Here is a 21,690-nt window from a genome sequence, read left to right on the forward strand (position 1 = left end):
TCATAGGGTTGAAAGTTTGAATGGAAGATAACTGGAGCAAACGGTCCGTTTCGGACCCGTTGTTCAAAAATAACTGCACAGATAACAGGCAAGATTGAGCAAAAAGGGTGCAAATCGCTCAACTGTTGATTTCAGAGCGCGTGAATAATGAGCGTTACGATAGTCGCCCCTGCCCCCATTTGTTATCATTCACGCCTTGCTGTTTGTCTCAGGAGATGTTGTGAAGCCATTGGTCGAACACCCGCACGCTGCCGCCGGAGAGCAAAAATCCGTTAGCCCAGGTTCCAAAACCACAACGCGACGCTCGCGGGCGGTTGCTGCCAAACGTGGCGCTATCATGACCGCCGCACTGGAATTTTTTTCACTCTATGGCTTTCACGGCACCCGGCTGGAGCAGGTTGCAGAACGGGCTGACGTCTCGAAAACCAACCTCTTTTATTACTTCCCGACAAAAGAAGCGCTCTATATTGATGTGCTGAAAGGACTGCTGGATATCTGGCTGGCACCGTTAAAGGCCTTACAGCCCGATCAGCATCCACTGGAAGCCATAAGAGAATATATTCGCCTGAAACTCTGTGTGTCCCGCGATCATCCGCAGGCTTCGCGACTTTTTTGCCTGGAGATGGTTCAGGGCGCGCCGTTGCTGAAACAGGAGCTGGGGGGCGGCCTGAAAACCCTGGTAGAAGAGAAATGCGATGTCATTCGGGGCTGGATTAAAGATGAGCGCATTGCCCCCGTCGATCCAATGCAGTTGATTTTTATGCTGTGGGCAACGACGCAGCATTACGCCGATTTTAGCGTGCAGGTTGAGGCAATCACCGGTAAAACGCTCAGCGATCCGGCGTTTTTCGACCAGACGGTAAAAAACCTTCAGCACATCATTACTGAAGGCATTCAGATGCGGGCTTAATCGCCTGTGCGGGGGCGTTTGTACCGACGCCTCAGCGAAAGATTGCCAGAGATTTTGCTCGACGCAGCGTCGGGTGACAGGCAGGGCCGCTCATCTCTGCTGAATGGCTAGCGAAGCCCGATCAAACGTTTCGTTTGAATTAGGTATTCATCAGACTCTGCACGCCTGTGTTGCCCAGTACGCGGCGCAGGAAATCCTGCGTGCGCGCTTCCTGAGGCCGCAGCAGCACCTCATCCGCATGACCCTGCTCTACAATCTGTCCACTGTGCAGGAAACACACGCGATCGGCGACCTCTCTTGCAAACTGCATCTCATGCGTTACCACGATCATGGTCATTCCCTGCTGGGCCAGGTTGCGCATAACCTGCAGCACTTCGCCGACCAGTTCTGGGTCCAGCGCGGATGTCGGCTCATCAAAAAGAATGGCTTTCGGCTGCAGGGCCAGCGTGCGGGCAATCGCTACGCGCTGCTGCTGACCACCGGAAAGCTGCGACGGCCAGGCGGAAACTTTGTCGCCCAGCCCTACTCTTTCCAGCAGCTCTTTGGCCATCTTTTCGGCTTTACTGCGTGTCTCGCCATTGACGTAAATCGGCCCTTCCATCACGTTTTCCAGCACGCTACGGTGAGGAAACAGATTAAAGCGTTGAAAAACCATACCGATCTGGCGACGCAGCGCGTTGATACGTTTGCTTTTACTGTCAACATGCTGATCAAGCACGCGGATGGTGCCGCTTTCATAGGTTTCCAGCCCGTTGATACAGCGCAGCACCGTCGATTTCCCGGAGCCTGAAGGCCCGACCAGGCACACCACTTCGCCCTCTTCGACGCGAAAACTCACCCCTTTCAGCACTTCAACTGCACCAAAGCGCTTATGGACATCAAGAATTTCAATCATCTCATGCTCCTTTTTTCTGGCGATTTTCAAGGTGCCTGGTAAAAGCCAGCAACGGCATGCATAACGTCAGGTAGAGCAACGCCACCAGCGTATACACTGTGGTGTTATCAAAGGTTGAAGCCGCCAGAAGCTGGCCCTGGCGGGTCATTTCGGTAACCGCGATCGTTGACGCCAGCGCTGAGTCTTTCAGCATCATGACCAGGGTATTGCTGTATGGCGGCAGCGCGACATGAAAAGCCTGAGGCAGAATGACGCGTCGCATCGCTTTAAAGAAGCTCATGCCCATAGAGCGCGCCGCCTCAAGCTGACCACGATCCACCGATTCAATACCGGAACGAAAAATCTCGGCCAGGAAGGTTGAAAAGCAAAACGCGATACCGATGACGCTGGCCTGAAAGGATGTCAGGGTAATACCGATATCGGGAAAAACGAAATAGATGTAGAACAGCACCACAATCATCGGCAGTGCGCGAGTGATATTAATGATGACGCTGACGGGCCAGGAAATGATTTTAAAAGGACACATTTTTGCGGCAGCGAAGATCAACCCCAGCGGCGTACTGATGAGCAAGGACAGTAGCGTGATATAAATCGTCATTTCAGCCCCTTGCAAAAGAAAGGGAAGGTAAACATGAATGCTGCTCCAGTCCATTATGCGCTCCCGCCGGTGTTGAGTGTCATGCTTCAAATTCATTTAAATGAATATGTTTATCAGTAAATACTGTCAAACTTTTCATCTGATGACGTCATAGCATTAACTTATTAGTGTAATAAAGTGCATTGAAAGCCCACTGAATGGGGAAATCAAAGGGTTTTGTGTTAATTTGTGAGGCGCAACATTTTTAGAAAAGAAAAGATTGACAGGCAGGAATTTAATTTCATTATAGTGAAATTAATTGTTCACATGTCAATCAGGAGTAAGTGATGTCTCTTCGGTCGCACGTTACCATGGCTTTATTCTCTGTTGCCCTTGGCCTCACTTGCAGTGCACAGGCAGCGCCACTGACGGCAGGTTCTCCGCCTTCCAGCGCGCCTACCACGTTTCTGGATACCAAAACCGGTAAAATTGAAGGCTTCATGCCGGACGTGGCCGCGGAAGTGGCCAAACGTCAGAAGCTTGACATCAACTTTACCGCGGTGCCTTTCTCGACGCTGATTCAGTCTGTAATTGCGGGCAAAATCGATATGATTGTGGCCGGGATGACACCCACGCCAGAGCGCGAAAAACGTATTGCGTTCTCGCAGCCAGTCACTGCGTTTGGACCGGGGCTGGTCGTGCGTGATGACAATAAAAAAGTCTATCGCTCGCAGCAGGATCTGAAAGGCGACATCGTCGGCACCATGGCGGGCACCGATTATACGCAGGCGCTGATTAAGAGCGGTATCGCGAAAGAGGTGAAAGTGTATGACAGTCCGGCAGATATGATGCGCGATCTGTCCCTGGGCCGTATCGCTGCGGGGATGAACGATTACCCGATTATGAAATACCAGGAAAAATCTGGCGCGTACAAAGGTATGCATGTGGTGGACGGTTACAAGCCTGAGCATATCGCACCTATGGCCTTTGGCGTGAAAAAAGGGAACGATAAGCTACTTGCCGATATTAATACTGCCCTGACGGCAATGAAGGCCGACGGCACATTGCAAAAAATCAAAGCGAAGTGGGGAATGCCTTAATCGCGTGTTGATGCACGGAGGCACGCAACCTTAAGGAACATGGTGATGAAAACAGCGTTAATGCACTCAGAGGATCTGAGTGCCGTCGAGATGACGATTGGCTTACGACTAAAGCAGATACGCAAGTCGCGCAATATGACCATCAAGGCACTGGCGGAACAGGCCAATGTGTCGGCGGGAGCCATCAGCCAGATTGAGCGCAATCTGGCTAACCCCACGGTACGGGTGCTTGAGCAACTTCGCGTGGTCCTGAATGTTCCACTGACCGCTTTTCTTGAACAAAATGAAGAGATGCGACCCGGTGCTGAACATTATGTCCGGCGCTGGCGTGAGCGGCCACATTTTGAAGTTGGCAGGCAGGGCATAACCAAGGCGATGTTATCGCCTTCTGGCGAACATGATATTCAGTTTATGTATATCAGCATCCCTCCCCGCACGCGTTCGGAAGAAATGCTGACAGGCATTGGTGAAAAAGCAGGTGTAGTTATGGAAGGCCGTCTCACGCTGGAGGTGAATGGTGAGGCGACCTTCATCGAAGCGGGCGACAGTTTTCAGTTTAAAAGTCATCTTCCGCATAACATTTTTAACGACAGCGACACTGAAGCCCGCGTGTTGTGGATTATGCATATTCCGCCCCGACATCATATTTGAAACAAGGTTAACCCATGCGAATTAAGGTCGATAGCGTCAGTGACAGTTCCGTCTTCCCCACCTCTGTTGATGTTGTTGTGATAGGCGGTGGGATTGTGGGGACGTCAACGGCATATGAACTGGCGAAACAGGGGGTTTCTGTTGCGCTGTTTGAGAAAGGTGTGATTGCCGGTGAACAGTCAGGCCGAAACTGGGGCTGGGTTCGTCAACAGAACCGTGATTTGCATGAGTTACCAATGGCGATGCGAAGCCTGCAGCGCTGGGATGAGCTGAGTGGTGAAATCGGGATGGATTTGGGCTTCAGGCGCAGCGGTATCCTCTATGGCACGCTAAATGAAGCTGACCTGGCGCGCTGGGAAAAATGGGGACAGCAGGCAAAACAGATTGGCTTTACCAGCCAGTTGCTCTCCGCGCGTGAAGCACAGGAGCGCATTGGGGACAAAACTCCATGGCGAGGCGGTGTATGGTCACCGACAGATGGTCGTGCAGAACCGTCGCAGGCGGTACCGGCCATTGCGAAAGGCGCGCAAAAGCTGGGAGCCAGCATTTTTCAGCGTTGCGCGGTGCGCGCACTGGATATCAGCGCGGGCCGTGTTTCTGGCGTCTGGACAGAACGCGGACTGGTTAAAGCCAGCCGGGTAATTTGCTGCGGCGGTGCGTGGAGTTCGCGTTTCTGCAGACAATATGGCGTAGAACTCCCTGCCGCCAATATTCTGGGTACGGTATTTAAAACAACCGCCGCTCCTGAGGTCGTCAAAGGCTGTCTGAGCACGCCTAATCTTTGCCTTCGCCGCCGTCTGGACGGCAGTTACACCGTTGCCGTTCCGGGCCTTGGCCAGATTGATTTAGCACCGCAGAACATCCGTTATGCTGCGAAGTTTTATCCCATGTTCCGCAGCAAGGTCGCTAAAAAACTGAAAATCCGCCTGAACGGTTCATTCTTTTCTGGTCCTGAAGCGTCTGGAAGCTGGTCGCCCGACAGGCCCTCGCCGTTTGAAAAGATCCGGGTGCTTGATCCCACGCCGGACAAGCGCATCATTCACGATGGCCTGGCCGAGTTGATTCGCGTCTTCCCCGAACTGGAGGGCATCAAAGTCGATTATGCCTGGGCCGGCTGGATTGATACCACACCGGATTTGGTGCCGGTGATTGATCAGGTGAGCCAGCTCCCCGGCATGTTTATTGCCTCAGGCTTTAGTGGCCACGGTTTTGCCATCGGACCCGGTGCGGGACTGATGTGTGCACAGATGTTAACGAATAAGCCCGTTTATACGGACCTGACGCCCTACCGGCTCTCACGCTTCGAGAAAGGTAATGCGATTCGCCAACCGCAAATGATGTAACCGCGCTGATAACAGACAGGCCATGCGAACAGCGCATGGCCGTTATCGAATGCAGCCCGCTCAGGCATGTTTTTCGCGCTGTAGCGCCGCCTGATTTATCCGACGTGAAAACCCCTGCCCGGCCCTACTCAAGCCGCACCTGAATATGGCTGCGGGATTTCGCACAACCCTCCAGACTCAGCGCGGCCTTTTCTGCGTGTCCGTTACTGTGAATCCCGCTTGTGATGCATAGAAAAGTAACGGTTATCAATGCTTTCGCGGAAAAAACTATCGGGATCCACCGCGGCACAAAATCCCTGGTAAACCCGGGCAGGAACGGCCAGCCAGCGCCGGCAACTTCCGTTGCGATATTCAAGCTCGAGCACACCCGAAGTGGGATCGAATCCTGCGCTGCGAAATAAAGAAGAGTTAATATCGTGTCGTTTCATGAAAGATAGTCCGTATCGGTTAAGCCCAGGCCTGCATCATTGCCGCGCTGGCAGAGCGGCAATGTATCACAGACTTCCCCATTGTTGAGCAACCTTCAATGCGCTGACAAATAACAGTTATTGATGACACCGCGCGCTGACATGGCTTTTACCGGATCAAGCCCGTCTTCAGTAAAGGCTGGTCCTGCTAATATACACGAGCAATGTGGCAGTGATTTTTCACCAACCAGAACCACAGCTGAAAGGCGTTGACGACGTCTGACAAGATCGTTGTGCTACCTTATCTGAAACCGTCCCCTCAATTTATCCTCACCAGCGGGATGTAAATAAATATTTCAAACGTAAGCGTTAACGATTTTTAAAATTCTTTTTTGTTGAGTGAGCAGTACCGTAAAAATAAAAACTTTAGGGCTAAAAGAAAGATAAAAGGCAAATGCATCGATTAGGATTTAATGATTTTTTAATAAGAAATAATTTGAGTTAGCGCCCTATTTCCTTCTGGTCACGCCAGGGGGTTTTATTCACAGCAGGTTTCAGCTGCACGACCGTACTTGTCTTGTCAAAGTGCACAGGTTTAGCGACACCGCCAACACGACTGCAATTTAATTTCATGATTAGCAAAGGGTTAATTTGCCCGTTTACGAATACACTCAATAAAAAGACCTAAAAAAAATGACAATCTGTTTTGCTGTTAACATTTTTTTACCAGCTTAACGAAAAATTGATGGTCATGAAATGACCATAAACCGATTTGCAACGACGCGCAAAATCAGAAAAATGCCTGATTAATGCGTTGTATCTTCATGTCTGGTGTCACTTCATCAGGACAAGAAAATGGCAAGCATAAGCTCACTTGGCGCTGGTACTAACCTCGACCTCAACACGTTATATGATAATTTACAGTCAGCTGAAGAAGCGCAGTTGACCCCAATTACCACACAGCAGGCGTCATACAATGCGCAACTGACAGCCTGGGGCGTGGTACAAAGTTCAATGTCAAAATTGCAGACAGCCGCTGCGGCTTTGCAAAACGCATCAAGCATAGCGACCACGAAGGTCACCAGTACGAATACGGCGTTTACCGCCACGCTTGCCAGCAATGCCGCTGCCGGAAACTATTCCGTTGAAGTGGATCAGTTGGCCGCGTCACAGTCACTGCTCTCTAAATCAGCCAGTAGTGAAACAGCGCAGCTTGGCGACAGCAGCATGGCTTCCCGCACGATCACGATCAGCCAGCCTGGACAGAAATCCCCGCTGACCGTGACGTTAAACCAGAACCAGACAAGCCTGACTGCTATTCGTGACGCGATTAACCAGCAACAGGGCAGCGTAAACGCCAGCGTTATTATGGCGAACGACAATACCTATTATTTGTCCCTGACCGCACGTGACAGCGGGACGGCGAATGAAATGACCGTCAGTACCAACGACTCAACGTTGGCACAGTATGTCAATTACAGCAGTGGTGGCAGTAATAATGGTATGACAGAACAGGTTGCCGCTCAGGATGCGCAGATAAAAGTGAATGGTTTATCAATTACCCGCAGCAGCAACATTGTGACGGATGCACCGGAAGGTGTAACCCTGAATTTAAATAAAGTGAATACCGGCTCGCCGGAAACGTTATCCATCGCGTCAGATACATCGCCGATGTCGACAGCAATTCAGACGTATGTGGATGCGTATAATTCGCTGCAAAAGACCATTGCCGATCAAACAAACTATACGCCTGTACAAGCCGGACAGGCGCAGAGTGCTGACAATGGCGATCTGCTCGGTGATAACACGTTAATGAATATTCAGACCAGCCTGCGCAGTCAGTTTTCTGATCCTCAGTCGGGTAATATTCAGGAGCTGTCTCAACTGGGCATTACACAGGATGATAAAGGTGATCTGACCGTGGACAGTACGAAACTGAATAATGCGCTGACGAATCAGCCCGCCGATGTTTTAGCGTTTCTGACCGGCGATGGAAAGACAACCGGCTTTGCGACAGAGGTGACGAATAATCTCAACCAAATGCTGGCGAGTAATGGTACCGTTTCGAACGCCACAACAGGGATTAATACGTCGTTGAAGCAGCTCTCAGATCAATACAATACTGTTAACGACCAAATCACCACGATTATGGCGCAGTATAAAACGGAATTTACCAATCTGAGTACGCTGGTTTCTTCTATGACGCAGACCGGTAACTATCTGGCTGCACAATTCGCAAAAATGTAATAGCCGCCTTATCTTATTACTCTGCAGACAGATATCTTGTAAAAGATATCTGTCTGGTCATTATCTTCCCTTCATCGTTCTGCTTTACTGTTTCTGAATAGCGGTAACGCTTTACCACTCTCTTTCAGAGCTGAGTCATACGTAATACAGGTTTAGATTAATTTCTCCCGTTTCTGTGAAACCAGCAGCAGTGATTGGGCCGTGCTACCCTGCCCACTTGCTTTGCAATGCAATACCGCTCATCCTCTCTGACCACGTTGCGCCAGGACGTAAAACAATTTTCGCATAACTTTCATTATTTCAAAGTGTTACACGGGAGTAATGATATATCTTGGCGGGTTTTTTTAGACAGATTTAATACAGGTTTTCTTATCAATGCATAAACAGGAAGAAAATAAGGCAACCGCCTGGCATCAGGGACTTTTTCTGATATTTAATTATCCGTGCTATTTAATATTAAATGCTGTAACAAAAAGTTTTTAAGGTTAAGGAATTAAGTAATTTGGTTGTATTTGATGTGTGGCAATAATTCTTTTTTACAAGGATACCGCAGGCGTTTCCTTTCGCTTAAAACGGCACTTCTGCTATTCACGAATTAATCTTATCTGGCGTTTTTTTAATTAAAGTTCTGTGGTTTCGTTTCGATAATAATAATGCGTAAATCATACGTTCTCCTTAGAAGGAATTTATCATGTCAGTGATTAACACTAACGTTCTGTCGCTCATCACTCAGAATAACCTGGATAAGTCTCAGTCTTCTCTGGGTACCGCTATTGAACGTCTGTCATCGGGCCTGCGTATTAACAGCGCAAAAGATGATGCCGCGGGTGAAGCGATTGCAAACCGTTTTACGTCAAACATCAACGGTCTGACCGTTGCTGCGCGTAACGCGAACGACGGTATTTCATTGTCTCAGACAGCGGAAGGTGCGCTGGATGAGATAAACAACAACCTGCAGCGCGTCCGCGATCTGACCGTTCAGGCGCAGAACAGCTCCAACTCTGCTTCGGATATCGATTCGATTCAGGCTGAAGTTAACCAGCGCATGCAGGAAATCGACCGCGATACCAAGCAGACCGACTTTAACGGACTCAAAGTACTGAACACCGGTTCAGGCAGCACCACCTACAACTTCCAGGTTGGTGCGCAGGATGGCCAAACGATCGGAATTACCATCAGTTCAAGTGACAGTTTTGACCTGGCCGCAGCAGGTAACGCCTCTTCTGGTAATGTGCAAAACACTAGTTCAACAACCGGTCAGACAGTGAATGGTACAGCCCGCAGCACCGCGGCTATCGGCTTTGACGTACTGAAAGGTGCCGTTACCGGTGGATCGGGCGGTACAGCATCTGGCAGCACACCGCTGGCAGATATTGATAAAGCGATTAAAGCCGTTGACAGTCAGCGTAGCCTGTTGGGTGCGTCTCAGAACCGTTTTGAGTCCACCATCAGCAACCTGAACAACACCGTCACCAACCTGACTGCTGCCCGCAGCCGTATTCAGGATGCGGACTACGCGACGGAAGTGTCGAATATGTCACGTGCTCAGATCCTCCAGCAGGCAGGTTCCTCGGTACTGGCGCAGGCCAACCAGGTGCCACAGACGATGCTGTCGTTACTGCGTTAAGAGCCAATTCAGGAACCACGCCTGTTACAGGCGTGGTTCTTATCACTCTGCGGCGGTTTGTCAGCTCACCTTTCGAATGAAGTCGCTAAATGCCGCTAACTGCTTAGCCAGATGCTCTCTTGTACCCTGTTCAATCACCTCTCCGGCCTGCTCATCCACTTTATTCTGGATAACGCCCCCCATGAATTCCGGTTTGTTTAACACCATCGCATCCAGAAAAACCAAAATCTGCCGCAGATGATACTGACAGCGAGCGCCACCGATAGCACCCATTGAACTCGTTTGAATCGCCACGGGCTTACCGGCTAAAGGCTGATTGGGCACGCGAGACAACCAGTCGATGGCATTTTTCAGTCCGCCAGGAACGGAGTAGTTGTATTCAGGGGTCACGATAATGACGCCATCAGCCTGGCGGATCTGTTCAGCCAGCGCCGTGACGGTATCTGGAATGCCTGCTTCCTGCTGGATATCCGCATCATAAAGTGGAATATCCCGGATTGACGGCAGCGCTTCTACCACCACGCCCTGCGGTGCCAGTTGCGGTAGCGCATGCGCAATCATCGCGTTGTACGATCCTTTTCTCAGGCTGCCCAGTAAGGTAACCATTTTTAACGGCTTGTCTGACATTGTCGTTCCTCTTTTCGATGGCTAAGTGCGTTTTCACGCCACGTCTGGAATATACTATGGCGTTTCTGACGGATTAAAAGTGAGTGGTTATGCGGCAATTTTTGTTGGTTTTAACATCAATTTTGGTCGTGGGCTGTGCGCCGGATCATCGCACCCGCACATCAGGCCTCGCCAATCCTGCCTCACAGCATTGTCTGGCCGTTGGCGGAAAAAGCGATATTGTAAAAACGCCAACGGGTGAAGTGGGCTACTGTATCCTGCCTTCGGGTGAACATATCGAGGAATGGACCTTGTACCGCCGTGACGAATCGAAGGGGTAAGCTGTGGTGAATTCTGACCGCTCGGTTATCAGACTGGCGACCCTGCACGATCTGGCCGGAATTACAGCCTTGCTTCAGGCAAACTCGGCCGGACGCGGCGGCACACTGAATGGGGATTTTCCTGCCGATAAAGTTGAAGGGATGCTGCGTCGCGCCGGTGCCAGGACAGTGGTTGCCCAGCGCGATGAGGCGATTACCGGCGTATTATTTAGCGCCATTCCCACTCAGCACGAATCCGAGATGATTAACGCGATGCTTCATGCGTGGCCACCGGGGTGGCACTGTTGGCTCTACGGCCCGGTTTGTATCAGTGAGGCTGAACGGGGAAAGGGATTACTAAAACGCCTTTATCACCACATGTGCCAGTATCAACAGGGCGCACCTGTGTTATTTATTCAGGCGCAAAACAGCCGTTCAATTCAGGCCCATCAACGCCTTGGCATGTACCCGGTGGCACAGTTTGCTATGCAAGATGAAGATTTTTTTGTCTATAGCCATCAGGGTTAGCAACCTCAAAACCGCCGCGCATAGCACAAAAGGAAACCTGCTTCCGATGCAGATTCTACAATGAATCTAAGACATTAACGGGGGAGAACAGGATGACAAAGATCTGTGTCACATGCGGAACCGCCTACTCGCAGATGGAAACAACCCACTGCATAATTTGCGAAGATGAACGTCAGTACGTGCCGGCTTCAGGGCAACAATGGACATCCAGTGAAGCGCTCCATGCCGCGCACAGCAATAAATGGCAGCAACCTGAAACGGGATTGTTTAGCCTGCAGTCTGTGCCTGATTTTGCCATCGGCCAGCGCGCGTTTTTGATTAAAGGACAACAGGGCAACGTGCTGTGGGACTGCATACCTAACCTTGATGCCGCCACCGTCGATATCATTCGTGCGCTGGGCGGTATCGACGCAATTGCGATTTCACATCCCCACTATTACAGCAACATGCAAGACTGGGCAGCAATATTTGATGCGCCATTGTATATCCACGCCAGCGACAGCGAATGGATTGTGCGTGACAGCCCACATCTGCAGTTATGGGATGGCGATGTCCTGACTATTCTCCCTGACATAAGTTTGTTGCGGCTGGGTGGCCACTTCGCGGGCGGCACGGTACTGCACTGGGCAAAAAATGAAGGCATCCTGTTGTCTGGCGATATTATTCAGGTTGCGCCGGGGGCAAATGCTGTGTCCTTCATGTGGAGTTATCCCAACATGCTGCCTTTACCGGCGGACAACATCAGGACAATAACCGAGCGTCTGACCCCCTTTGCCTTTGATCGACTTTATAGTGCGTTTGAAGGGCGCGATATTGCGTCTGACGCGAAGCAGGTGGTGAACCGCTCAGCACAAAAATATATAGACTGCCTGCAGTAAGACAGAGCAGTGACGGACGGTTAAGCGGCCAACGCCATCACCCGCTTAACCCACGTTTTTCATTCGTCGATATACCTCAGACAGGCTTTATGACTCACCCTTACGGCGATGAGGCCGCCTCATCATCTACGCTACGATCCCTGTCAGTGGCGCTATCAACGGATTCATCTGTTGGCCGCATTCAGCAAAAACGACAACGTCATCAACGCCTGCGCGCGGGCCGCATGAGCACCGTCGTTCCGGTCTGTAGCGGCACAGGAACGTCAGGGCGAGTTCAGTTGACTCACCCTTTCGCGCGGGATCAGGGTGCCAGCGATGCACCACTGGTGGCGATAACCTCTTTATACCACCAGAAACTTTTCTTGCGGCTGCGCGCCAGCGTGCCGTTCCCATTGTCATCGCGGTCAACATAAATAAAACCATAGCGCTTGGACAGCTCGGCTCTGGAGGCGCTGACCAGATCGATGGGCCCCCAGCTGGTATAGCCCATCACCTCTACACCGTCATCAATCGCCTCGCGCACCTGTACTAAATGGTCATTAAGGTAGCTGATGCGGTAGTCATCCTGCACTACGCCGTCCGCGTCAGGTTTATCCTTCGCACCCAGGCCGTTTTCCACGATAAACAGCGGTTTCTGATAACGATCCCAGAGCACGTTGAGCAGCGTACGCAGACCGACAGGATCTATCTGCCAGCCCCATTCGGAGCTTGCCAGATGCGGGTTTGGCACCATGCTCAGGATGTTGCTCCGTGCCTGCTGATTTAACGCCTCATCGGTGGTGACACAGCCGGTCATATAGTAGCTGAACGAGATAAAGTCGACCGTTGATGTCAGCGCCTCGCGGTCGGCATCGGTGATGTCAATCTGAATACCGTTGTCACGGAAGAAGCGCAGCATATAGCCCGGGTAGGCACCGCGGCACTGCACGTCACCGAAGAACTGCCAGCTGCGGTTCTCCTGTAGCGCTTCCAGCACGTCTTCTGGCTTGCAGGTCAGCGGGTATACCAGGCCGCCCAACAGCATATTGCCGATTCTGGCATCAGGAATAATGTCATGACAGGCTTTTACCGCCAGCGCGCTGGCGACCAGTTGATGATGGATTGCCTGGTACACTTCGCCTTTATTGCTGGTTTCCGGCAGACCAACGCCAGTCAGCGGCGCGTGCAAGGACATGTTGATCTCGTTGAAAGTCAGCCACAGCTTCACCTTCTCTTTGTAGCGCGCAAACACAGTGCGGGCGTAGCGTTCAAAAAAACCGATAGTCTGACGACTTCCCCAGCCGCCGTACTGCTTTACCAGCGCCCATGGCATTTCATAATGTGACAGCGTGACAAGCGGCTTGATACCGTGCGCGGCCAGCTCGTCAAACAGCCTGTCGTAAAAAGCCAGCCCTGCCTCGTTTGGCTGCTGATCATCACCGTTCGGGAAAATACGCGTCCAGGCAATCGAAACACGCAGGCATTTAAAACCCATTTCAGCAAAAAGTTTGATGTCTTCCGGATAGCGGTGATAGAAGTCGATAGCCACATCCTTGATACTGCTGTCTCCCGCGACGCGCTCTACCACCGGACCAAAAACCCCCTGTGGCTGAACGTCAGAAGTTGACAGCCCTTTTCCATCGTCCAGATAAGCGCCCTCTGTTTGGTTGGCGGCTAACGCCCCACCCCATAAAAAATCATCCGGGAAAGTCTTCATTATGTTCTCCTGTTATTGATGGCTTACGCAGATTAGCGGTACACCGGCATTGGCGAATGTTGCCGCCACGGTCGCTACCTCGCGGTATTCGTCGCTGTTGCTGATAATAATCGGGGTCGTCAGGTCGTAACCGGCATCGATAATTGCCTGACGATCAAACTCCAGCAGCAGATCGCCCGGCTGTACGCTGTCACCTACCTTCACGTGAGCGGTAAAGGGGATGCCATTGAGCTTCACGGTGTCGATGCCCACGTGAATCAATACTTCAATGCCGCTGTCGCTGAGCAGGCCAATGGCATGTTTGGTCTGAAAAAGCGAGGCAACAACGCCGGTGAAAGGGGCAACGACGTTGTTATCAGACGGAATGATAGCGGCACCGCTGCCCAGCAGGCCGCTGGCGAAGGTGGTATCCGGCACCTGGTCAAGTGCCAGAACGGTGCCGGTCATCGGCGATAACACCGTGTTTTTGCCTGCTGATGCGTGCCTGTAAGGCGTTGCGCGCGCTGGCATCCCGGCGACCAACGTCAGACCGCAACTCAGGACCAGTGCCACCATTGTGCCGAAAAGGCCGCCCCACAACGTGGCATCCACGCCGCCCGGCGGTATCATCTGGGCGAGGGTAAAAATATTGGCAAAGCCAAACGAATAAACGTGGGTATCGCTGAAGCCAACAATAGCTCCACCGATAGCTCCCGCCACGCAGCCAAAGATAAAGGGGCGGCGCAGCGGCAGATTGACACCATAGACCGCGGGTTCGGTAATGCCGAAGATCCCTGCCGTCACGGACGATCCGGCCAGCATTTTTTGACGCGCATCGCGGGTGCGCAGGAAGACCCCTAACGCCGCACCCACCTGACCGAAGACCGCAGGCAGCAGCATCGGCAACATAGAGTCGTGGCCCAGCACCGCCACGTTGTTGATCATCAACGGTACCAGCCCCCAGTGCAGACCAAAGATGACGCAGACCTGCCAGAGCGCGCCCATTGCCGCGCCCGCCAGCCAGGGTGCCAGTGCATAGATCCACTGATAACCGTTTGCCAGCATCTGGCTGAGCCAGGTTGCCAGTGGGCCAATCACCAGGAAAGTCAGGGGGACCGTCACGCCCAGGCAAATGAGCGGCGCGAAGAAATTTTTCATCGAGGATGGCAGCAGCTTCGTACTCAGTCTTTCCAGCCAGCAGCTTACCCACGCGGCAAGAATAATCGGGATTACGGACGAGCTGTAGTTAAACCAGGTCACCGGAATGCCGAGAAACGCCTCGGTCACCGCATCCGGCTGCTGGCTGGCGTTGAACGCAGCGATCATGATCGGATGGGTCAGCGCGCCGCCAATGACCATGGTGATAAAAGGATTACCGCCGAACTTTTTCCCAGCGGTGTAGCCCAGCACTAATGGAAAAAAGAAAAACAGCGCGTCGCTGGCGGCGAACCATATTTTATAGGTGCCGCTTTCCGTGGTGAGCCAACCGCAGACCACTGCCAGCGCCAGTAACCCTTTGAGGATACCAGAGGCCGCCAGGACGCCGATAAATGGCGTAAAAATTCCGGAGACAATGTCGATCAGGCGGCCAGATAAGGTGCCCTTGTCGCCCTTTTCCTCCACGACAGGCGCGTCATCAGTCAGCCCGGCCTCGTTGCGCACCGCCTGCCAGACGTCATGGACGTGGTTCCCAATGACGACCTGAAATTGGCCGCCGCTTTCTACCACCATAATCACATCCGGGTTGTTCTTCAGCCCCTCGGCATCTGCTTTCTGCTTGTCTTTCAGTTTAAAACGAAGCCGGGTTGCGCAATGCACAAGGCTGATGATGTTCTCTTTTCCGCCAGCGTGGCTGAGAATATCCTTCGCTAAAGCCTGGTATTCCATCTCGTTTTCCTTACATCCGGTGCCTGTAGCCACCTGTTGAATTAAAAAAAAACCTGAGGGCGTCCTTCGTCAGAAGGCCGCACTCAGGTTTTGCCTGCGTAATGCAGTAACAATCCCGTGTTGAGGCTTAACGCCCCTCTTTTCTCACCCGCTCAATATGGAGGGTGAGAAACATGATTTCTTCGGTTGTCAGCTCGCGCTGATAGTTTTTATTCAGGTGCTGAGCGATTTTTCCGGCGCATTTCCAGGCCATGCCATAGTTGTCTTTGACCGCTGCATGCAAAGACACATCGTCATCCTGCACCACCGTGCGGGTCAGCATTCGCTGGGCAAAAAACTTCAGATGAGTAACGAAACGCTGATAGCTGAGCGACTCTTCGTCGTACTCCAGGTGCAGTTGATACTTCACCAGTTGCAGGATCTCCTGCATGATCCTGGTGACATGCATCACTTCAGGCATTTCACTGTCCAACTGGGCCGTAACCAGATGCAGAGCAATAAATCCCGCCTCATCCTCGGCCAAATCGACATGCAGACGTCGGGCAATAATGGCCCTCGCCTCCTGACCCAGCCCAAATTCTCTGGGATAGAGACGTTTAATTTCCCACAGCAACACATTTTTGATTGCCAGCCCTTTCTTTTGCCGTTCAATCGCAAAGTAGCAGTGGTCGGTTAAGGTGATATACAAACTATCCTGCAGCTTTCCCAGCCGTTGTCCTGCCAGCCTGATGATCTGATCACAAGTCGTCATCACCTCAAGTGGGATCTGACTCAGCAGTTCCCCTAGCCGACGCACCAGCACGTCATTCTGCAGCGCAAACACCTTTTCAATCAGTGCGGTTTCCAGCGTGTCCCCTGCGCGCTTCTGAAAGGCCAGCCCACGCCCCATGACAACCTGTTCGGACCCACGCTCATCCAGAGCAACCACCACATTGTTATTAAGAATTTTGGCGATTTTCATCGGAACCCCAGAAACAAAAAAACCTGACATCCGGCAGAAGCCAGAAAATCAGGTTTTGCCTGCTTTTAGCAGTCACAATCCAGTGAGGGAACTCTATCAGTTTCAATTGCAACCTATCCGTATCATGCGTAAAAAACGTGACACATATCGTACTTTTGCTGTGGGGTCAGAAAGTTACCGCGGTTTTCAGCGTGGTGACCCAGGCATCCTGCGTGTGCGATACGCCGCCCGGATGGTGCCAGTACTGTATGCCCGGCTGTAGCTCCAGCCACGACAGAGGACGGAAGCGATAGTAAAACTCCCCGTTCAGGGAATGGCCCGGTACCGGATGATACATCGGATTGTTATGATCACTCAGCCCGCTAAGTGTATTCATATAGCGCTGATTTCGGGCATAGCCAGTGCTCATATCAATCCAGCTGAGACCAAGACCCATCCAGTCTTCCGGTCGTGCGTCAAACAGTCCCCGATAGCGCACTGAGGCGGCATAAACCTGATGAATATAATTGGTACGCTGGTCGGCAAGGCTCATGCTGGCGGAGGCACTTAACCCACGATTCGAATCGTCCTTATGCTGCGTGAGTTGCTGATTCATTCCGGCGTACACAAACCAGGTACGATTGCGTTGTGTATAACCTTCTGGGTCTGTTGCCCCTGCCCCACCCGATCTTCCGTGATAAAGATCCGTTTGTGGCGCATTGGTGAATACCACGCCCAGGTTATACGCTCCGGGAAGATGATTGATCATCGGGCGCGCTTCAATTTCAACCGGAAGTAATATGCCTTTGCTGCCCTTCGTCGACCCGCTCCAGGCATGATGACGGCTGGAGGCATCCGGGTTCTGCTCCATCACTCCCCCCTTTAATGTGAGGGCCGGCGTCACGTTATACGACAGCGTTGTGCCCCAGGTGTGGACGTTCCAGTTATGCCAGGTGAGCGCGTTAGCCGACTTGCCGCCGCACTGGGAAAGTAGCTGGAAGTCACAGGGAATGATCTGATCGAAGGTCTGGACTTTATTCATCATCCCGATTCGCCAGGTGATGCGGCGATCGTCAAAACTGCGCGCAAAGGTCAGCCAGCCCAAACGGGTAATGGACTGGCCGCCCCAGCTTTCCTGCGTCAGGTCGTTGATATTCACTCGCGGATCCTGCACGCGTCTGGTGGTGAGGTCATCATTGTGGTTACGATTGACGATATTCCCCTCAATTCGTGCATCGGGAATACCTGTCCAGCGCGCCAAATCCTGAGTGAAGGTCAACGCAAACTGATCGATATAAGCCACATGCGAGTCTTGATGGTAGCCCCCGCCAGCATTCCAGCCGATTTCGTTCAGATAACCCAGATTGTAGGTAAAACCGTTATCATTAAGGATGTTACGAATACCCAACATATCGCCCAGCATGGGAGCGGGAGAAGCGTCAAAACCTAATACCGTACCATTCCATTCCTGGCCAACTGATAGCGGTGAAACCAGCAAAAGCGCGAGTACATACTGCTTGTAGCGAGCATTTATCATCTTTCTTTACATCCTGATAAACATACATATGTGAAAATGGGGAATGTTCAGTTTGTTAGGGTGTTGCCTGTTCTTCAGGCCAAAAAAAACCTGAACGCTTAATGGGTTATCCCATATCGCGTTCAGGTTTTGCCTGTCGACCAGTAACAATCCTGAATTCAGTCGCCAAAAACCTTATCATCTGTAAGGTTTTCAGGAAGCATGTATTGGCTACGTATGTGATTCAGGTAGCAGTTTTGTCGGAAGAAACAGTCGTACGCCGAGCAGAATGAGTGCATTACCTGCGCGTATCAAAAGGGGATTTCCGGCAGAACAGCCAGGAAGTGAAAACAGCATCGCCCGCCTGACAGGACGGGCGTGATGTTGCAATGCAGATATAATGAGAAGTCGTTCGTTATTTAACGCGTGTGCGCTTGCGGCACGTTACCGCTTTAGTTTAATTTGCTCAAGTCCCTGTAAAACGTTATTAATATCATCCCCACTCAGATGTTGCACATCCAGTTGGTGATGAAGAGAGGTTAAATCGCCTTTCGAAAAACTGCTCTGCGACAGTTGCTGATGAATCGCTTGCAGAATTTGTTCATCTAACTGATTGATTTGCTTTCTCAACTCAGCCAGATCTTTAGCCGGTGGGACCGACTGAGGTTTGGCCAGCCAGTCCGCCATGTAGCGATACTGAATCGCTTTGCTGGCATCCATTAACGCCTGAAAGAAGACGGTAACAGATTGGGGATCCAGCCCGGCCTGAGCCGATTTTTCCTGCGCTTCTGCCAGCACATCCTTTTCCCTGGTCAGGTCTTCAACCGGCTTGTTATGCACTTTTTTGAACGCTGCGACGTCTTTCATCAGCAGCATTCTTTCATGCAGTGCGCGTGAGAGCAGAGAGACAGGTTGAGATGCTGCAGGCGCAGCAGCAGCGGAGCCGCTAAAAATAAGGGCGGCCAGCAGAAAGGTCATATATTGCATGTTTGGTTAGCCTGTTTCCAAATAGTTGAAAAAGATTAATCATATTAAACGCACCTCTCAATAATGAAGTGTCTGTGAAACATTAGTTAATCTCTGTAATTAACTAATACAAATTATAAACACACTCAGGGTTGAAGGTCATAAATCATTAGAATACATACACTATCATTATGGCCACCCTAACCGCGCCGCTTCAATGTTAATATTTAGTCAACAAGTTGAGCGGATAATCAGTGGAAAATCAATCAACTCACTAATTAAAGCATTGAATATAATTATAAAATTATAAATTTATGGAAGTTTGAAACAGTAAACTTTTTATTCTCATATCGCCATTAAAGATAAAAAACGTCAGACAGAACTCGCCTCTGATTATTCGCAAGCTAATTATCATGAGCTTTATTAATGACGCTTAAAGTTTAAATTTTCCTTTTAAAACAATGAAAATGCATCATCTCCTTATTTGTGAGGATTTATTTCAAAACGTCTTTAAAGTTTTCAACGTGACAGTCGATAAGTTTTATTAAGCAGTAGAAGCCTGTTTCTCGCTGCAAATTATTTCCCTTACCGGCTATCAGGGTGGAATTATGTTTATTACGCGTACGTTTTCCGATATGAAAATGGGGAAAAAGCTGGGGCTCAGTTTTGTTGTGCTGATAGTTGCAACCCTGACCATCGCACTGTTAGCGTTTAAAGGCTTTGAAACCATTAAGGAGAATGCGCAAAAACAGGACATTACTGTCGATTTTGTCAACACACTCGGTGAAGCACGAACCAGCCGGCTGCTTTATCAGTACACGAAAGACGAACACTATGCGCAGGTTAACGCAAAAGCGCTGAACGATTTAACAGCACAGGTAAACAGACTTAAGACGTTTAGCTGGGACAGTCAGGGCGAAAACACACTTACTACTGCCGCAAACGAACTGGAAAACTACAAGACGCACCGCGAGGTTTTTTATAATGCCTCGCAAAAAACGTTTGCTGCCGCCTCCCTCATTCAAAACAATGATCTGCTGGCTGTCGGTCAGCGGCTTGATGGTATCACGATTCCCGCTCAGCCTGAGGCCATGCTTCAGGTGTTGCGCTTAGCATCGATACTGAAAGAGATCGCCGGTGATGTAGAGCGTTTTGTCGACAAACCGACCGAATCCAGTAAAAGTGAAATCAACGACAACATTTCCACCGTTACTCAGTTGCGCGCACAGTTGCTCGCGCTGTCTGTCCCGGATATCCAGGCGGTGCTGGCGACGCAGAAAACGGATTTGGCGCAGCTCAGGCAGGCCTTTACTGACTATCTGTCAGCCGTGGCGGTAGAAACAACCGCGTCGAAACAACTGAACATCACCGCCGGAAAACTCAATACGTCCGTTGCGGAGCTTTTTAACTACCAGGCGTCCGAATCCGCAAATGCATTACACAAAGCGGAAACGCAGATTGCGATTGTCGCCGCGATTTGTGTGCTGCTTAGTCTGCTGATCGCCTGGCGAATAACGCTTTCCATTACGGTTCCGTTGAAAGAAACGCTCAGCGTAGCCAAACGCATAGCGGAAGGCGATTTGACCGCCTCGCTGTGCACGGCTCGTCGTGATGAACTGGGGCAATTGATGCAGGCCGTCAGCGTGATGAACGACAGCCTGCAAAACATCATTACCCATGTACGCGACGGCGTGAACGGCGTGGCTCGCGCTTCTTCAGAGATCGCTGCCGGCAATATGGATCTGTCTTCCCGGACCGAGCAACAGTCTGCCGCCGTGGTGCAAACTGCGGCCAGTATGGAAGAGTTAACCTCCACCGTGAAACAGAATGCGGAAAACGCGCATCACGCCAGCCAACTCGCTACAGAAGCTTCTGCCAATGCCGGACGCGGCGGTGAGATCATCCGAAGCGTTGTCACCACCATGCAAGGCATTACGACCAGTTCAGGTAAGATTGGCGAAATTATCAGTGTCATTAACGGTATTTCCTTCCAGACGAATATTCTGGCCCTGAACGCTGCCGTGGAGGCGGCCCGTGCCGGCGAACAAGGGCGTGGTTTTGCCGTTGTCGCTGGCGAAGTCAGAAACCTGGCGCAGCGCAGCGCTGTTGCGGCTAAGGAAATTGAGACGCTGATCCGCGATTCACTGAATCGCGTCAATGAAGGTTCGACCCTGGTGGATCAGGCGGGAACGACAATGGACGAGATCGTGCTGTCGGTGACCCAGGTTAAAGATATTATGAGCGAAATCGCGGCAGCCTCGGATGAGCAGAATCGTGGCATATCGCAGATCGCCCAGGCGATGACAGAGATGGATACCACGACGCAACAAAACGCCGCGCTGGTTGAAGAGTCCTCAGCCGCTGCCAGCTCACTGGAATCGCAGGCAGAAGCGCTGGAAAAAACGGTTGCTGTATTCCGGGTACCCAGTAACAAGAAAAGTGTGGTGGCCAGTCAGGCTATATCGTCCGCGGCACCTAAAGTCGTGGTGTCTGCACGCCAGTCCAGCGTAACTGAAGCCAACTGGGAAACGTTCTGATACCGGAAACAGTGACGCCGGCAAGCTGCCGGCGTCACTGTGGTTGGCTGAAAAGAGCGGTGCAACACGTATCCTGAACT

Annotated in this window: 19 protein-coding genes; 10 read left to right on the top strand and 9 right to left on the bottom strand. The window is 51.3% G+C overall.

What is annotated here, in order from left to right:
• Positions 1-229: 229 nt before the first annotated feature.
• A complete protein-coding gene (rutR, locus tag G5574_RS21665; RefSeq protein WP_226374676.1) occupies positions 230-910 on the top strand; it encodes an HTH-type transcriptional regulator RutR in 681 nt (226 codons plus the stop codon).
• Between the two features lie 139 nt (positions 911-1,049).
• On the opposite strand, the gene G5574_RS21670 is transcribed toward rutR, so the two are convergent.
• Both G5574_RS21670 and G5574_RS21675 read right to left on the bottom strand, forming a co-directional pair.
• Positions 1,050-1,805, bottom strand: a complete 756-nt coding sequence (locus G5574_RS21670) for an amino acid ABC transporter ATP-binding protein (protein WP_006121920.1) — start codon at positions 1,803-1,805, stop codon at positions 1,050-1,052.
• A 1-nt stretch (position 1,806) separates the two neighbouring features.
• Positions 1,807-2,457: an amino acid ABC transporter permease gene (locus G5574_RS21675; protein WP_006121921.1), complete on the bottom strand. Its 651-nt coding sequence runs from the start codon at positions 2,455-2,457 to the stop codon at positions 1,807-1,809.
• Positions 2,458-2,729: 272 nt separating this feature from the next.
• Here G5574_RS21675 and G5574_RS21680 point away from each other — a divergent pair, with 272 nt between their 5' ends.
• From G5574_RS21680 to G5574_RS21690, 3 genes are read left to right on the top strand one after another with little or no spacing between them, the layout of a single operon-like run.
• Positions 2,730-3,482: an ABC transporter substrate-binding protein gene (locus G5574_RS21680; RefSeq protein WP_006121922.1), complete on the top strand. Its 753-nt coding sequence runs from the start codon at positions 2,730-2,732 to the stop codon at positions 3,480-3,482.
• 45 nt (positions 3,483-3,527) lie between these two features.
• The gene (locus tag G5574_RS21685; RefSeq protein ID WP_006121924.1) at positions 3,528-4,133 is read left to right on the top strand and encodes a cupin domain-containing protein; all 606 of its coding nucleotides are present in this window, start codon (positions 3,528-3,530) and stop codon (positions 4,131-4,133) included.
• A gap of 14 nt (positions 4,134-4,147) precedes the next feature.
• Positions 4,148-5,476 carry an NAD(P)/FAD-dependent oxidoreductase gene (locus G5574_RS21690; RefSeq protein WP_033742493.1) on the top strand — a complete coding sequence of 443 codons (1,329 nt, stop codon included), beginning with the start codon at positions 4,148-4,150 and terminating at the stop codon, positions 5,474-5,476.
• A gap of 203 nt (positions 5,477-5,679) precedes the next feature.
• Here G5574_RS21690 and G5574_RS21695 read toward each other — a convergent pair whose 3' ends face one another.
• Positions 5,680-5,904 carry a KTSC domain-containing protein gene (locus tag G5574_RS21695; RefSeq protein ID WP_006121926.1) on the bottom strand — a complete coding sequence of 75 codons (225 nt, stop codon included), beginning with the start codon at positions 5,902-5,904 and terminating at the stop codon, positions 5,680-5,682.
• Between the two features lie 834 nt (positions 5,905-6,738).
• Here G5574_RS21695 and fliD point away from each other — a divergent pair.
• Positions 6,739-8,130, top strand: coding sequence for a flagellar filament capping protein FliD (gene fliD, locus G5574_RS21700; protein ID WP_033742492.1), 1,392 nt, complete (start codon positions 6,739-6,741; stop codon positions 8,128-8,130).
• A 691-nt stretch (positions 8,131-8,821) separates the two neighbouring features.
• The gene (locus G5574_RS21705; RefSeq protein ID WP_006121927.1) at positions 8,822-9,757 is read left to right on the top strand and encodes a flagellin N-terminal helical domain-containing protein; all 936 of its coding nucleotides are present in this window, start codon (positions 8,822-8,824) and stop codon (positions 9,755-9,757) included.
• 60 nt (positions 9,758-9,817) lie between these two features.
• Here G5574_RS21705 and G5574_RS21710 read toward each other — a convergent pair whose 3' ends face one another.
• Positions 9,818-10,384 carry an NADPH-dependent FMN reductase gene (locus G5574_RS21710; RefSeq protein ID WP_033742489.1) on the bottom strand — a complete coding sequence of 189 codons (567 nt, stop codon included), beginning with the start codon at positions 10,382-10,384 and terminating at the stop codon, positions 9,818-9,820.
• A gap of 101 nt (positions 10,385-10,485) precedes the next feature.
• On the opposite strand from G5574_RS21710, the gene G5574_RS21715 reads away from it, so the two are divergent.
• The 3 genes from G5574_RS21715 to G5574_RS21725 all read left to right on the top strand — a co-directional run bounded on the left by G5574_RS21715 (position 10,486) and on the right by G5574_RS21725 (position 12,089).
• Positions 10,486-10,704 carry a putative hemolysin gene (locus tag G5574_RS21715; RefSeq protein ID WP_226374665.1) on the top strand — a complete coding sequence of 73 codons (219 nt, stop codon included), beginning with the start codon at positions 10,486-10,488 and terminating at the stop codon, positions 10,702-10,704.
• A 3-nt stretch (positions 10,705-10,707) separates the two neighbouring features.
• Positions 10,708-11,211, top strand: a complete 504-nt coding sequence (locus G5574_RS21720) for a GNAT family N-acetyltransferase (protein WP_033742488.1) — start codon at positions 10,708-10,710, stop codon at positions 11,209-11,211.
• A gap of 92 nt (positions 11,212-11,303) precedes the next feature.
• Positions 11,304-12,089: an MBL fold metallo-hydrolase gene (locus G5574_RS21725; RefSeq protein WP_033742487.1), complete on the top strand. Its 786-nt coding sequence runs from the start codon at positions 11,304-11,306 to the stop codon at positions 12,087-12,089.
• A gap of 301 nt (positions 12,090-12,390) precedes the next feature.
• Here the strand turns inward: G5574_RS21725 and G5574_RS21730 are convergent, their stop codons facing one another.
• The 5 genes from G5574_RS21730 to G5574_RS21750 all read right to left on the bottom strand — a co-directional run bounded on the left by G5574_RS21730 (position 12,391) and on the right by G5574_RS21750 (position 19,094).
• The gene (locus tag G5574_RS21730) at positions 12,391-13,785 is read right to left on the bottom strand and encodes a glycoside hydrolase family 1 protein (RefSeq protein ID WP_110268480.1); all 1,395 of its coding nucleotides are present in this window, start codon (positions 13,783-13,785) and stop codon (positions 12,391-12,393) included.
• 12 nt (positions 13,786-13,797) lie between these two features.
• Positions 13,798-15,651, bottom strand: coding sequence for a PTS beta-glucoside transporter subunit IIABC (gene bglF / locus G5574_RS21735; protein ID WP_164483291.1), 1,854 nt, complete (start codon positions 15,649-15,651; stop codon positions 13,798-13,800).
• A gap of 127 nt (positions 15,652-15,778) precedes the next feature.
• Positions 15,779-16,612, bottom strand: a complete 834-nt coding sequence (gene licT / locus G5574_RS21740) for a BglG family transcription antiterminator LicT (RefSeq protein WP_033742480.1) — start codon at positions 16,610-16,612, stop codon at positions 15,779-15,781.
• A gap of 166 nt (positions 16,613-16,778) precedes the next feature.
• Positions 16,779-18,014 carry a carbohydrate porin gene (locus G5574_RS21745; RefSeq protein ID WP_244964703.1) on the bottom strand — a complete coding sequence of 412 codons (1,236 nt, stop codon included), beginning with the start codon at positions 18,012-18,014 and terminating at the stop codon, positions 16,779-16,781.
• Positions 18,015-18,551: 537 nt separating this feature from the next.
• Complete coding sequence (locus tag G5574_RS21750) at positions 18,552-19,094, bottom strand: chorismate mutase (RefSeq protein ID WP_033742476.1); 543 nt, start codon at positions 19,092-19,094, stop codon at positions 18,552-18,554.
• Between the two features lie 587 nt (positions 19,095-19,681).
• On the opposite strand from G5574_RS21750, the gene G5574_RS21755 reads away from it, so the two are divergent.
• A complete protein-coding gene (locus tag G5574_RS21755) occupies positions 19,682-21,610 on the top strand; it encodes a methyl-accepting chemotaxis protein (protein ID WP_164483293.1) in 1,929 nt (642 codons plus the stop codon).
• Positions 21,611-21,690 lie beyond the last annotated feature (80 nt).

This window comes from Pantoea stewartii (assembly GCF_011044475.1).
GTDB classification, from domain to species: Bacteria; Pseudomonadota; Gammaproteobacteria; order Enterobacterales; family Enterobacteriaceae; genus Pantoea; species Pantoea stewartii.

Excerpts from the sequence above, each read along its gene's own strand:
- G5574_RS21670 (WP_006121920.1), bottom strand. The coding sequence starts at position 1,805 with ATGATTGAAATTCTTGATGTCCATAAGCGCTTTGGTGCAGTTGAAGTG.
- G5574_RS21745 (WP_244964703.1), bottom strand. The coding sequence starts at position 18,014 with ATGCTGGGCGATATGTTGGGTATTCGTAACATCCTTAATGATAACGGT.
- G5574_RS21675 (WP_006121921.1), bottom strand. The coding sequence starts at position 2,457 with ATGGACTGGAGCAGCATTCATGTTTACCTTCCCTTTCTTTTGCAAGGG.
- G5574_RS21730 (WP_110268480.1), bottom strand. The coding sequence starts at position 13,785 with ATGAAGACTTTCCCGGATGATTTTTTATGGGGTGGGGCGTTAGCCGCC.
- G5574_RS21755 (WP_164483293.1), top strand. The coding sequence starts at position 19,682 with ATGTTTATTACGCGTACGTTTTCCGATATGAAAATGGGGAAAAAGCTG.
- fliD (WP_033742492.1), top strand. The coding sequence starts at position 6,739 with ATGGCAAGCATAAGCTCACTTGGCGCTGGTACTAACCTCGACCTCAAC.
- G5574_RS21680 (WP_006121922.1), top strand. The coding sequence starts at position 2,730 with ATGTCTCTTCGGTCGCACGTTACCATGGCTTTATTCTCTGTTGCCCTT.
- G5574_RS21695 (WP_006121926.1), bottom strand. The coding sequence starts at position 5,904 with ATGAAACGACACGATATTAACTCTTCTTTATTTCGCAGCGCAGGATTC.
- G5574_RS21690 (WP_033742493.1), top strand. The coding sequence starts at position 4,148 with ATGCGAATTAAGGTCGATAGCGTCAGTGACAGTTCCGTCTTCCCCACC.
- G5574_RS21705 (WP_006121927.1), top strand. The coding sequence starts at position 8,822 with ATGTCAGTGATTAACACTAACGTTCTGTCGCTCATCACTCAGAATAAC.
- licT (WP_033742480.1), bottom strand. The coding sequence starts at position 16,612 with ATGAAAATCGCCAAAATTCTTAATAACAATGTGGTGGTTGCTCTGGAT.
- G5574_RS21710 (WP_033742489.1), bottom strand. The coding sequence starts at position 10,384 with ATGTCAGACAAGCCGTTAAAAATGGTTACCTTACTGGGCAGCCTGAGA.
- bglF (WP_164483291.1), bottom strand. The coding sequence starts at position 15,651 with ATGGAATACCAGGCTTTAGCGAAGGATATTCTCAGCCACGCTGGCGGA.
- G5574_RS21750 (WP_033742476.1), bottom strand. The coding sequence starts at position 19,094 with ATGCAATATATGACCTTTCTGCTGGCCGCCCTTATTTTTAGCGGCTCC.
- G5574_RS21685 (WP_006121924.1), top strand. The coding sequence starts at position 3,528 with ATGAAAACAGCGTTAATGCACTCAGAGGATCTGAGTGCCGTCGAGATG.
- G5574_RS21725 (WP_033742487.1), top strand. The coding sequence starts at position 11,304 with ATGACAAAGATCTGTGTCACATGCGGAACCGCCTACTCGCAGATGGAA.